Origin of the sequence: Hoeflea sp. Naph1, from assembly GCF_046837775.1 — a bacterium.
Classification (GTDB): domain Bacteria; phylum Pseudomonadota; class Alphaproteobacteria; order Rhizobiales; family Rhizobiaceae; genus Hoeflea.
In genome coordinates, this window is sequence record NZ_CP177286.1 from 4,508,171 (window position 1) to 4,520,973 (window position 12,803).

Sequence of the window (12,803 nt, forward strand, 5' to 3'; positions counted from 1 at the left end):
CCGGGACCTAGGCGCGACCGTGGCTCGCACGCGACCGGCGTGCGAGCGAGTCAACGATGACCGCAATGGCAAGAACGGCGCCTGTGATCATGTAGCGAAGCGATGAGCTCAGATTGAGCAATGTCAGGCCGTTGGAAATCGCCATGATGACGAGAACGCCCAACAATGCAGACCACGCCGACCCGCGCCCGCCGAACAGTGACGTGCCGCCAATCACCGCGGCAGCGATCGCATTGAGGTTGACGTCACCGGTTCCCGCCTGCTGGCTGGCAGAGGCAAGACGGGCGGCTGCGAACACGCCTCCGAGAGCGGCGAAGGTCGAACAGACCACGAATGCCGACAGGCGAATGCGCTGAACGTTTATCCCGGAACGGCGGGCCGCTTCAGCATTGCCACCCACGGCAAACATCGACCGACCCCATTGGGTGCGGGTCAGGGCGTAATCAAGGATCATGACGAAAAGCACGAAAACACCGAACATCCAGGGCACGCCGCGCCCCTGCCCCAAATAGAACACTGCGAAGACCAGCGCGGCTGTCAGGGACACGGCCTTGACGACCGTCACACTCATTCCCGACGAAGAAAGGTTCGCCGCGGTTCGCCGTTGATTGGTGCGGATGCCGCCAATCACCAATAGCGCACCGGGAATGACAGCAACCAGATAAGAAAGCCATGCCGGCATGATCATGATCTGTCCGAACCGCACGAGCGCCGAGGTGAAGGGCATATTGATCGATCCGGTCGGCCCCAGAATATAGAGTTGCATTCCCAAGAGCGCCAGCAGCCCTGCCAGGGTTGCCACAAAACTTGGCATCTCGAAGCGATTGCGCAAAAAGCCGTAGAGAAGCCCGACCAGCGCGCCAGAGACCAGCACGGCAAGGATCGTGACAGGCAAGGGAATGCCCATATTGACCCAAAGCACGCCGGTAATCGCGGAGGCAAGACCGCTCATCGAGCCGATCGACAGGTCAATCTCTCCAAGCAGCAGAACGCAGACAACCCCGAGCGAAATGAAGCCAACGGCTGCTGCATCAAAGAGCAGGTTTACCAGATTATTAGGTGCAAGAAATATCGGGTTGAGGGTGCTGAAAACCACTGAAATCAGCAAGAGACCAACGACGACCGGCAGCATTCCAAGGTCACCCGAGCGAACCCGGTCGGTAAAGCCGCGCAGCGCGCCCGACAGGCCCGCGTCATGGCGCATGCGCGTATCAGCGCGATCAAGTTGTGGAGCGGATTGTGTTTCCTGAGTCATTGGTTTTCACTCACGGGCTCTAGTTGGCGTGCGGCACGGCGCGAGACCGAGTTTTCGCTGGCGCCGGTAATGGCCGCCACGAGGTCCTGATGCGATGTTTCGGCGGTGAAGACGCCATTGTTCTTGCCCAGACGCAACACGACGACGCGGTCTGCAACAGCGCGGACATCTTCCATATTGTGCGAAATCAGAATGACGCCGTGACCGCGATCACGAACCCGCTCGATCAAATTGAGGACCTCTGCCGTCTGGGCCACACCCAGTGCAGCAGTCGGTTCGTCCAGCATGATAATTTTAGGGTCCAGCAGCAACGAGCGCGCGATGGCCACCGTCTGCCGCTGACCACCCGAAAGAGAGGCGATGGGCTCGCGCACCGACGGGATGCGGGCCGCCAGTTCCTTCAGCAGCGTCCAGGCGCGCACTTCCATTTGCACCTCATCCATGCGCCACGGCGAAATTTCGTGGCCGAGAAAGAGGTTGGCAACAACATCGAGGTTCTCACACAGCGCCAGATCCTGAAAAACCGTAGCAATGCCCATCTCGAGCGCCTTGCCGGGTGTATCCAGCGTCACTTTCTTTCCAAGATACTCGATGGTGCCGGAGGTCGGTTGATGCACACCGGCCAGTACCTTGACCAGCGTCGACTTGCCTGCACCGTTGTCACCCACCAGAGCGACAACCTCACCTGCATGAACGTCGAGCTCGATGTCTTCCAACGCGGTCACGGCACCGAATTGTTTGCCGATGCCGCGCAAGCGCAGAATCGGCTCGCCGCTTCCGGGGACAGTCTGTTGCTGTGTCATGACGTTCCTCTCCCAAAGAATGGTTGTGTGGCGCCATTTAAGAGGCGCCACACAATTGCTCCAAGTTATTTGATGTCGAGGGCGGCGCAAGCATCGGCATATTCGGCCGTGCACACTTCGGCAGCGGTCTGGATACCAGCATCAAAGATCTCCGCCTTGATGTTCTCCTTGGTCACCACGGCCGGCACAAACAGCTTGGACGGCGTATTGTACAGGGTGGTGCTGGCTTCAGGTGTTTCACCCTTGAGCAGCATGACGGCAATATCAGCGGCCGCAGCGGCGACGATTTCGGAAGGCTTGGAAATCGTGTTGTACTGATCGCCGGCAATGATCAGCTGCAGTGCGGCAATGGTCGCGTCGTTGCCAGTGACGGGCGGAAGCGGATCAACACCCGCGGCCTTCAGAGCTGCAATCGCACCACCGCCGGTTCCGTCGTTGGCTGCCACGATGCCCTTGATGTCCGCTCCAAAACGGGTGATCTGACCAGCAGCCCATTCCTGTGCCTTAGGCGGCGCCCAATCGGGTGTGTCAAACTCGGACAAAGTCTTGTAGGGCGACGCATCAAGCGCGCGATCGATACCATCGCGGATCAGGCCGGCTGCCGCATCGGTGGGCGAACCGTTGATTTGAAGAACCCCTGCACCTTCGGGCACGCCCGACGCCTGCAAGTGCTCGACCAGCGACTGTGCGATAGCGTAGCCGATGCCTTCATTGTCAAACGAGACATAGAAGTCCGCCGGAGAGTCCGGGATTGGCCGATCATAAGCGATGACCTTGACATCCTGGGAGTGGGCAATCTGCACCAGCGCAGCAGCTGCGGCGGAATCTACCGGGTCAAGAACGACCACGGTCGCACCCTGGGTGATGACCGAGTTGAACTGCTGCTGCTGAAGCGCAACATCGGCGTTGCCGTTCTGGTAAATCAATGTGCAGTCCGGGCAGGCCTTGGCCATTGCCGCCTGAAAGCCGGGCCAATCATGCTCTTCATAACGAGTCGAAGCCTGATCGGGCATAAGGAAAGCGACAGTCTGTGCATATACAGGCGTGGCGAACATGGCCGCGACGAGCGTCGATGCGGCCGCAAGCAAAGTGGTCCTGGTCATTTGAATTTTCCTCCAAAAGCGTGTGAGCGACTCTTATGCGGAGGACGGATGGAAAAGGAGATACCGTAGTTCTGACCACCCGTGAGAGCGGTTGCTGCAGCTCGCATTCTTGTCCTCCCCCCGCACAAATTCAGGTGCGCAATCGAATGAACATCGTGCTCATTCGATTGAGCAAACATTGCTCCATCGATTTATCTGAGTCAAGATGCATTTCCAAAGCGCCGGGAAACAGCGTCAGGCCGAGAAGGACAAGATGGATAAAAATACAAAAAGAACAACTATTTATGATCTTGCAACGCTGGCCGGCGCCTCTCCGAGCGCGGTCAGTTCCATCCTAAACGGGACCTGGAAGAAGAGAAGAATCGGCCAGAAGCTGGCCGAGCGCGTGATGCGGCTTGCGGAAGAACAGGGATATGCCGTCAATGTTCAGGCCAGCCTCTTAAGACGGGAGCGCTCCAACATTGTCGGGATGATCGTCCCGAAATACGACAACCGGTATTTTGGCAAGATTGCAGAGCAATTTGAGCAGGTCGCCCGCGAGCACGAGCTTTTTCCGGTCATTACCTGCACACAGCGTGACCCGGAACTGGAATTCGAGGCCGCAAAGGAACTGGTTTCGTATCAGGCTGAATGCGTTATCTCGACCGGGGCAACCGACCCGGATCGCATATCCGCGTTTTGCAGGGCATCTGGCGTGCAATCGATCAATCTGGATTTGCCGGGAAGCGACGCGCCTTCCGTCATCTCCGACAATTACACAGCGGCACGGGACCTAACCGACCTCATTCTTGATCGTTGTGAGAAGGATCTGGGGTGGAACGGCCCCTTGAAATTCATCGGTGGCCGATTAACCGACCACAATACGGCCGCACGCCTCGAAGGCTTTCTGGCAGCCCAGCGTGCCCGCGGCATTTCGGTTCCCGAAGCGTACATCATGGCATCGGGCTACTCAGCCGAGAAAGCAGCGCGAGCCCTCGCAGACTTCGTGCCCGATGGCCCCTCCGGCCTGTTCGTCAACTCGACCATTTCGCTTGAGGGAGTTGTGCGCTGGCACAGCGAACTAGCGAGCGGCGCCGACTGGGTAAGATACGGTTGTTTTGACTGGGACCCGTTCGGTTCTTTCCTCCCGGGCAATGTGGGAATGGTCGAACAGGATGTCACCGCCATGCTAAACACTGCATTCGCGCTGATCGGCACTCAAACCGAATCGAAAGAACGAATATTGATCCCCTGTATCCTCAGAGCCTTCTAAGGTCTTGTCGTACTCGGTGTTTGATCCCGCAATCTGATTTGTCGGATTTGGATTGAATTTTTCTGAATTGGTTGTACGAAATTTGTAGATATATTCGTAGAAGTAAGGCGGCGGGGAGTTTTTAGCCGACAGGCAAAATTACACGGATTGATGGAGTCGTTAAGAGCCCGATTTAAAAGTAGTTGAGTGATATCAGAGGGATGCGATTCCGACGGATCGTCAAAGATTCGATGGAGGCCACGATGCCCTGACCTGATATTATTCGCGCTGAGCATAACCGCAGTTTCGACCGGCATCCAAGCGATTTAACGGACGCCGAATGGGCTATTGCCCGCCCTTTTGTGCCACCCGCACTTCCAGTCGGCTGGCGCCGAACAATCGGTATGGCATTATTTTGAATGCGATCCGCTACATCGCAGGCGGCGGGATTACTTGGCGCATGTAGCCAAAAAGACTTTCCACCGGTCTCCACCGTGCGAGACTACTTCTGCCCTTGGCGCACTGAGGACACGCTGTCATTGATGAACTTCGCGCTCGTCCAACTGGTGCGAGAACTTGAGGGAATGAACCGAGCCCGAGTGCTGGGATCATTGACAGCCAAAGCGTCAAGACCACTAAAAGTGGTGAGGTTTGCGGATGACCTAGGGAAGAGGATCAAGGGCCGCAAACGCATTATTTTCACCGACACCAACGGCTTCATGGTTGGGCTTGTCGTTCGCAGCACCGCCGTTCAGGACCGCGATGGTGCCGCGCCTGCGTTACAATCAGCCCCCGTCTATATTCGTTTATCCGCCATACCTTCGCAGATGGAGGTTAAGCTGGCGACAAACTTAGGAAGGCTTTGAAAGGAAAGGGGCGTTGGAGCATCGAAATCATCCGGCGCTGCGACGACAAAAAATGCTACAAGGTCTTGCCCCGCAGATGGGTCGTAGTACGAACCTTCGCATGGCTCGGCAGATGCCGCAGAATGGCAAAGGATTGGGAAAATCCAATCGAAAACTCATCTGCCTGGACCCTGATCGCTCCTATCCGCATTCTCGTCAGATGGCTGGCAAGGCACTGTTGTCGCTGACAGACTTTTGACTCGATTTCCCAGCATTGGCAAAGGTTGAATCACGCTGGCGTGCCCCCATCAGGTGGTCCGGTTTGATTGTTAGTGCATCATGGGCGTCTGGTCCATCGGGACAATGCTTTCCGGCGCGGGCGGGCGGTAGCCCAGAGCGCTATGCGGCCTGACGGTGTTGTAGTGGATACGCCATTGCTCGATCAGGATTTGCGCCTCCCTTAGGCTGTAGAAAATTTCGCCGTTCAGCAGCTCGTCGCGGAACCGGGCGTTGAAGCTTTCGCAGTATCCGTTCTCCCATGGTGAGCCTGGCTCTATGTAGGCCGTCTTGGCTCCAACAGCTGCAATCCAATCCCGCACCTTCTGGGCGATAAATTCCGGCCCATTGTCCGACCGAATGTATTCCGGCGGGCCGCGCAGGATGAATAGGTCTGTCAGAGCATCCAGCACGTCCGTTGAGTTGAGCTTGCGGTCCACGCGGATCATGAGTGCCTCCCTGGTGTATTCCCTCTCGCCGTTTGCAAGCAAACGCCTGCCGGGCAGTGGTCGATGATATTCAGCGTCCGATAGACGCGGCCGTCAGCGGTTCGATCCTGGACGAAGTCGTAGGACCAGACGTGGTTTGGCCGTTCCGGTCTGAGACGCACACATGATCCGTCGTTCAGCCTAAGCCGCCCCTTTTTCTTCTGCTTTTGTGGCACTTTCAGCCCTTCACGCCGCCAGATGCGCTCAACCCGCTTATGGTTTACCTGCCAGCCCGCGTTGTTCAGCAGACCGGTGACCATGCGATACCCATAGCGCCCGTACTTGTCGGCCAGTTCGATGATATCATCGGTCAGCCGTTCTTCATCTGCCCGGCCCTGTGGCACCTTGCGCTGTGTGGATCGGTGTTGTCCGAGCGTGCGGCAGGCGCGGCGTTCCGATACGCCGAGCTCCCGCCGCACATGGTCGATGCACTTGCGACGACGCGAAGGGCTTAGAAGTTTCCCTTTGCCGCCTCGGTCAGGATGAGTTTGTCCAGTGTCAGGTCAGACACCGCCCGCCGAAGCCGCTGGTTCTCCTTCTCCAGCTCTTTCAGCCGAGTGAGTTGAGATCGCTGCATCCCGCCATAGAGCTTCCGCCATCGATAAAACGTCTGCTGTGTCACGCCGATCTGGCGCACCGCGTCAGCAATCGTCGCACCTTGCCCTTGCAGAACTTCAACCTGCCGAAGCTTCGATACAATCTCTTCCGGCTTATCTCGTTTTCCAGCCATCGCTGATCCTCCAATTTGAGGGATAATCTATCCCAGTTGGTGGACCACTTTCAGGGGGCAACTCCAAGGTCACACTCCGCGGCGCGTGGAGTAACCATCCGGCAACCGTCGGTAGGCTTCGATGCCATCAACACGGCGGTCGACATAGCTGTATATATCCCCGTTACAATCGATTGCCGACACTTCTTCAGCCTGTCGGCTATGAGGCGCAACAAACACGACTTGCCCGAGGTTCTGAAGCTCTCTTGCACAGACAGTCAGCAACCTCCACCACAGGTGGAATTTGAGACGCTTCGCTTGAACCACTGGAAGTGATTCTGTTGGATTTTAATAACTGGGTTTGAGCAGGACTTGAGCCTAGGGGCTGTTGACGTTTACCGTGTGTGAATGAGCGTTGCGGCAATTGAGATGAAGGCTTTGAAACTCTGGTCGGTTTTGCAAGAGCGCATTGCTATCCCTCTGTTTTCCTTCAGTTTGCCAAAGTAGTTTTCGATCAAATGCCGCCATTTGTAGGTTTCCTTGTCGAACTCTGCCGGGAACCTCCGGTTGGATTTTGGCGGTATGACCGGGGTTATGCCGCGATCCAGCAGGCCATTGCGCAGCCAATCCGCGTCAAAGGCCCTGTCCGCCAGCAAATATCCGGCGGACAAGCCGCTGATCAACGCATCGGTCTCGCGCAGATCATGAGCTTGCCCTGGCATCAGACAGAAATCGACGAGATTACCGAGCGCATCCGTCAGAGCCAGTATCTTTGTCGTTATGCCGCCGCGTGAGCGTCCAATGGCCTGGCAGAGAGTCCCCCTTTTGCGCCCTGACCCGAGCGATGAACCTTGACGATAGTACCGTCGATCATTGCGTATTCCAGATCGGCGTCTGAGGCTAATGCTTTGAACATACAATAGAAAGCATCCGCTTTGACCCATCTGCGGAACCGCTTGAATACAGAATTCCATTTGCCAAACTCACCCGGCAATTCGCGCCATTGCGCGCCCGTGCGGACGATCCAGAGGACTGCCTCCATGAAAAGTCGTGGGTCACGTCCGGTTTGTCCGGGATCGGTGGTTTTACCCAGGCAGTATGGTTCGATGATCGCCCATTGCGAATTGGATAGGACTCTTCGGGTCAAGGTTGATCTCCTCCGTTTGCAACCTTGAATCAGAAGTCAGGTGATTTGGGAATCCCGAACGTCAACAGCCCCTAGTTATTGAGACAATCTCAGATTTTCGTGAAAGCAGATATTGCTGGCGAGGGCGCCAAGGTCAATGTTTCGAAAGCTTAAGGCTTTCGTCTGCCGTGGCTATCTCGTCGGGAAGGCCAGAAAACCACTATTCGCTGCTACTTGCGTCCGTGTCGCTTATGCGGGGCCGAAGGTCGCTCGCGGCGTTCGCTCCAGAGGCGGCTTTCAATTGCGGTCAGGGGAAAGTTCTGCGCTGACCGAATACCGATGATGCGGGATTAGAAATGGTACCTTTCCCGACAATGGGGCAGAAGTTCCTGCTTCCGATATGATCGCGACCTGTTACGCCCGCATTGGTTGCGTCCCGTGATTTGCTCTTCCATGTAATTTTTTTGTTCACAGATCAGACCATCCTTTCGTGAGCGCCAGCCTCCGCGCCTGTCGCATTTTCATGCCTCAGCCGCTTGGATGCCATGCCGGGTTCGGCACCCCAGACTGCAATCCAGCGGTAGAACACCGGGGTAAGAAAGAGGGTGAACACGGTGGCAAAGCCAAGTCCACCAACGATGACCCAGCCGACCGCGATCCGCGCCTCGGCACCCGCACCTGATGTCAGGATCAGCGGCAATCCGCCAAACACCGTCGACAACATGGTCATCATCACCGGCCTGATGCGCAGCCGCAGCGCATCGCGGATCGCGCTGTCTATGTCCTGTCCCGCCTCGCGCAGCTGGTTGGCGAATTCGACAATCAGGATACCGTTCTTGGCCATCACCCCGATCAGCATGACCAGCCCGATCTGGCTGTAGTAGTTCAACGACCCGCCGCTGAGCGAAATCGCCATCAACGCAGCAGCAAGACCAAACGGCACCGTCAGCATGATGACGACGGCGCTGGCAATGCTCTCGAACTGTGCGGCCAGCACCAGGAACACAACCACGAAGGCCACGCCAAACACCATGTACATGCCTGCCTGACTGTCCGACAGCGACGCCGCCTCGCCTGTAAAGGTAACCCCCATGCCGCCGGGCAGTGTCTCTGAAGCAATCTCGTTCAGCCGTGTCATGGCATCGCCGAGATCGACACCCTGGCCGAGATTGGCCTGGACCGACACAGCCAGCGATCCGCCCTGGCGCTCGATTTGGGATTGGCTGACCACCGGTTCAAGCGTCGCGGCAGCCGACAGCGGGATATAGGCGCCGTCAGGCAGACGCAGAAAGATGGATTCGAGATCGGTAGGATCATTGATCGGCGGGCCACCCGGCACCACTTTGACGTCGATTTCAGTATCGCCCTTAAACACGGTGACCGCCACTTTTCCCTGCACCATCGAGCTGATGGTCTGGGTGATTTCGGCTTCGCTCAGCCCGAACATGCCTGCCACATCTCCGTTCACCCGCACCTCGTACTGGGCCTGAACATTGTCGCTGGACAGTTGCGGATTGAGGAACATGCTGTCTTCAGCCATTGCCGCGACCAGCACATCAGCCGCATCGGTCATGGCGGTGACATCGGTGCCGGTCACCGCGAACTGCAGTCCCCTTCCCGCACCGCGGATGTTGAGACTGTTGGTCGAGCGCGCACTGACCTGAACCCCGGGGACCTTGGACAACTCACCGCTGATCTCGGCGATGATAACCTGTTGGCTCCGGTCGCGGTCATTCCAGTCGAGGAGCCGCACGATGATGAAGGCACTGGTGCCACCACCGACGCCGATGATGCTTTGCACCGCAGTCACCTCACCGCTTTCACGGTAAGGGGTCAGAATGTCCTCGACCATCGCCACTTGGCCATCGAGATATTCAGGCGTGGTGTCGGGAGCGCCACGCGCCTGCACCAGGAAAAAACCGCGATCTTCACTGGGCGTGATGGAAGAGGAAAGCGTGGCCGCTGACCCGGCAGCAATGATGGCAAAGCCGACTGCAACAGAAATCACGATCAGTGGCGCGCGAATGGCCCGGTCCATTACAAAATCGAAAGCGCGGGACAGCCGGCCCGGCCCGGCGTCTGGTTTTCCAGCCCCTGCCCGGCCAGGATCGAGAAACGCCACCATCACCGGCGCCAGCGTCAAAGCCGAAATCGATGACAGGGTGACGGCGAAGGCCAGAACGAAACCGAATTCACTGAACACGCCCCCTGCCTGACCGGGCAGGAACGAGATCGGAATGAAGACGGCGGCCAGCGTCGCCGTCGTCGAAATCACGGCAAAGAACACCTCGTTGGTGCCAGCGGCAGCGGCCGCGAAGGCCCCCATGCCCTGCTGGCGCTTTCTCACGATGTTCTCGATGACGACAATCGTGTCATCGACGACCATGCCGGTGGCCAGAACCAGCGCCAGCAGGCTGATAGTGTTGACCGAAAACCCGGTCAGCCAGATTGCCGCGACGGTGCCCACCAGGGCAACGGGGATTGTCACCGCAGGGATCAGTGTTGCACTGGCAGAGCGCAGGAATGCGAAAATCACAGCGACCACGATCACGGCCGCCAGACCGATGGATTTGACCACCTCATCGATCGAACCTTCGATGAACACGCCATCATCGGAGGTGATGACGATATCGACGCCGCCGGGCAATTCCTTGCGCAGTTCTTCGACGGCAGCGCTCACCGCCTTGGAAATTTCTAGAGTGTTGCCAACCGATTGACGGCTGATATCCAGCCCGATGGCGGACTGGCCGTTGACGCGGGCAAACACATCGCTGTCCTCGGGAACCAGCTGGACAAAGGCGATGTCTGAGACACGGGTGGTGGCGTTGATCGGCACCTGGCCAACGCTGTCGGCAGTCACTTCGGCATTGCCGACACGCAAGGCGATGGTTTGGGATGTTGCCTCAAGTGAGCCCAGCGGAGTGTCGTCACGCAATGCCAGCAGCGCGGTCGAAACATCGGAAACCGTCAGCCCGCGATTGAGCAGCGAGGGAATGTCGAGCGTAACGCGGAATTCATTGCCCCGGTTGCCGCGAACCGAAACCTCGGCAATGCCGTCGATAACCGAGAGCCGGTCATAGATCACCCCCTCGGCCAGGGTGGTCAGTTCGTCGAATGTGGCATCGCCCAGCACGGCCAGGCGAATGATCGCGTCGGCGTTGCTGTCACTCTTCGAGACCACCGGATCTTCGATATTATCGGGCAGTGCCCGCTGCGTTGATGACACGATCTCGCGCGCCTCGTTTGCGGCGATATCAACGTCGGTCCCTTCCGAAAGATCGATGGTGATCCGGCTTTCGCCAGTGCTGGAGCTCGATTCGATATAGGACACGCCATCAAGCGCACTCAGCGCATCCTCCAGAACCTGCGTTACTTCCTGGTCAACGGTGCCGGGAACGGCACCTTCATAGGTGGTGCGGATCGAAAGCACCGGCTGATCGACATCCGGCATCTCGCGCACATCCACCGAGACAAGCGCCGCCAGACCAGCAATCAGGATCAGCAGATTGATGACAACACCGAAAATCGGGCGGGCAACGAAAAGATCCGCCACGCCTGACTTGCGGCCTTGCGGCTTTTCCCCGTTCATATCGGCTTCTCCGTCGAGATGCGCTGTTGCGTATCGGCCTGGCCAAGCTTCAGTTCAGAGCGCGCCGGCCCAGAATCCTGTTTGCTACCATTCGGATCGCCATCGGCGCCGTTTGCCGCCACAATGAGAGAGCCTGCCCGCAGTTTCTGCGCGCCCTCGGTGACCACCTGCGCACCCGGGACAATATCGGCTTCAATCCACACCTGATCGTCACGACGATACAGGATCGCGGCAGCAACCTGTTCGGCTACGCCATCCCTGTCGACCCAGACACTCGATCCGCTGCGCGACCAGGTGATCGCAGTTGAAGGCAGAACAGCCAAAGGGTCGCTCTCGTGGACAATGCGCACAGCAAAACTCATGCCCGGCCAGAGCCGCGCGTCGGAATTGTCGATCCGGGCATGGACAGTAACGCTGCGGGTGACACTGTCGATGCGGCTGTCGAATGAGACGATCTCTCCCTCGAACACCTGGCCGGTATAGGTCGGGGTGCTTGTCAGGACCTTTTGGCCCTTTTCCAGCAGACCGACAGAGCGTTCGGGCAATTCGAACACCACCAGCAAAGCCTCGGAATCATCTACGGTCACAATGACACTGCCGGCAGACAGGGTGTCACCGATCTCCACATCGCTCAAACCCAGCTTGCCTGCAATCGGGGCCTTGATGGTCCGGTCATCCAATGCCACTCGCGCGAGGCCGACATTCGCCTCGGCCATCCGCTGCGCAATACGCGCTTCGGCAAGGGCAACATCGGTTATCGACGAGTTTCCGGATGCGAGCAGCCGCTCGTAGCGCAACACCTTGTCACGGGCCTGTTCAAGTTCGGCCTGGGCGATTTCGAGATTGTACATTTCGGTGCGGGCATCGAGTTGCACCAGCACGTCACCAGCCGAGACTTCCTTGTTTGCGGAAAGGTTGGTCTCGATCACATCGCCTGAAACATTGGAAATCACGCTGGCACTGCGCACTGCGTCGGCACTGCCAACCGCGCGCAGGATGTCTTCATAGGGCTGCTTTTGCAGAGGGCTCAGAACCACCGTTGTCGTATTCGCACCACGTGGCCCGCCAGCGCGACCTGCCGGTGACGTACTCTTGTCGGCCCTGCCTTCCCGCTGTCCGCCTGCGGTCTGGGTTTCCGACGAAACCCCGAGAGATGCGGGAACGCCGAATGCAATGAAATATGCTCCGGCAAGTATCGCCGCCGAGACAATCAATGTGACAAGCCTGCGCATCTATAAATTCCTAATCTGTTCATCATCATCGCTGTGTGCGGTCTTGCGGCGCAAAGTTATGTCGTGATCGAAATAATGGTGCCTAGGCGCTGCGGCAACGGGGAGAGCCAGCAGACCGACTAGGCGTAGTCTGTCTTTGGTCACAA

7 protein-coding genes and 2 pseudogenes are annotated in these 12,803 nt (G+C 57.9%); 2 read left to right on the forward strand and 7 right to left on the reverse strand.

Going from position 1 to position 12,803, the window contains the following annotated elements; translation table 11 throughout:
• Positions 1-7 precede the first annotated feature (7 nt).
• The 3 genes from ACK6D9_RS21595 to ACK6D9_RS21605 form a co-directional block, all read right to left on the reverse strand.
• The gene (locus ACK6D9_RS21595; RefSeq protein WP_412050069.1) at positions 8-1,255 is read right to left on the reverse strand and encodes a sugar ABC transporter permease; all 1,248 of its coding nucleotides are present in this window, start codon (positions 1,253-1,255) and stop codon (positions 8-10) included.
• Positions 1,252-2,058 (reverse strand): ATP-binding cassette domain-containing protein, encoded by an 807-nt coding sequence (locus ACK6D9_RS21600; RefSeq protein ID WP_412050070.1) that lies wholly within the window; start codon positions 2,056-2,058, stop codon positions 1,252-1,254. Before ACK6D9_RS21600 ends, ACK6D9_RS21595 begins: the two co-directional genes overlap by 4 nt.
• A gap of 65 nt (positions 2,059-2,123) precedes the next feature.
• On the reverse strand, positions 2,124-3,161 hold the full coding sequence (locus tag ACK6D9_RS21605; protein ID WP_412050071.1) for a sugar ABC transporter substrate-binding protein: 1,038 nt from the start codon (positions 3,159-3,161) through the stop codon (positions 2,124-2,126).
• A 205-nt stretch (positions 3,162-3,366) separates the two neighbouring features.
• On the opposite strand from ACK6D9_RS21605, the gene ACK6D9_RS21610 reads away from it, so the two are divergent.
• The gene (locus tag ACK6D9_RS21610; protein ID WP_412050072.1) at positions 3,367-4,413 is read left to right on the forward strand and encodes a substrate-binding domain-containing protein; all 1,047 of its coding nucleotides are present in this window, start codon (positions 3,367-3,369) and stop codon (positions 4,411-4,413) included.
• Positions 4,414-4,670: 257 nt separating this feature from the next.
• A pseudogene (locus tag ACK6D9_RS21615) lies at positions 4,671-5,485 on the forward strand (IS5 family transposase).
• Between the two features lie 81 nt (positions 5,486-5,566).
• Here ACK6D9_RS21615 and ACK6D9_RS21620 read toward each other — a convergent pair.
• From ACK6D9_RS21620 to ACK6D9_RS21635, 4 genes and pseudogenes are all read right to left on the reverse strand, one after another.
• Positions 5,567-6,731, reverse strand: a pseudogene (locus ACK6D9_RS21620) (IS3 family transposase).
• A gap of 374 nt (positions 6,732-7,105) precedes the next feature.
• A protein-coding gene (locus ACK6D9_RS21625; RefSeq protein WP_412049012.1) for an IS5 family transposase occupies positions 7,106-7,857 on the reverse strand; the annotation gives its coding sequence in 2 pieces (ribosomal slippage) (positions 7,106-7,524 and positions 7,524-7,857; 753 coding nt in all).
• Positions 7,858-8,311: 454 nt separating this feature from the next.
• Complete coding sequence (locus ACK6D9_RS21630; protein ID WP_412050073.1) at positions 8,312-11,425, reverse strand: efflux RND transporter permease subunit; 3,114 nt, start codon at positions 11,423-11,425, stop codon at positions 8,312-8,314.
• Positions 11,422-12,657: an efflux RND transporter periplasmic adaptor subunit gene (locus ACK6D9_RS21635; protein WP_412050074.1), complete on the reverse strand. Its 1,236-nt coding sequence runs from the start codon at positions 12,655-12,657 to the stop codon at positions 11,422-11,424. Before ACK6D9_RS21635 ends, ACK6D9_RS21630 begins: the two co-directional genes overlap by 4 nt.
• Positions 12,658-12,803 lie beyond the last annotated feature (146 nt).

Bases quoted from the DNA above. Each gene is read 5' to 3' on its own strand.
- ACK6D9_RS21595 (WP_412050069.1), bottom strand. From the start codon at position 1,255: ATGACTCAGGAAACACAATCCGCTCCACAACTTGATCGCGCTGATACG.
- ACK6D9_RS21600 (WP_412050070.1), bottom strand. From the start codon at position 2,058: ATGACACAGCAACAGACTGTCCCCGGAAGCGGCGAGCCGATTCTGCGC.
- ACK6D9_RS21605 (WP_412050071.1), bottom strand. From the start codon at position 3,161: ATGACCAGGACCACTTTGCTTGCGGCCGCATCGACGCTCGTCGCGGCC.
- ACK6D9_RS21610 (WP_412050072.1), top strand. From the start codon at position 3,367: ATGCATTTCCAAAGCGCCGGGAAACAGCGTCAGGCCGAGAAGGACAAG.
- ACK6D9_RS21630 (WP_412050073.1), bottom strand. From the start codon at position 11,425: ATGAACGGGGAAAAGCCGCAAGGCCGCAAGTCAGGCGTGGCGGATCTT.
- ACK6D9_RS21635 (WP_412050074.1), bottom strand. From the start codon at position 12,657: ATGCGCAGGCTTGTCACATTGATTGTCTCGGCGGCGATACTTGCCGGA.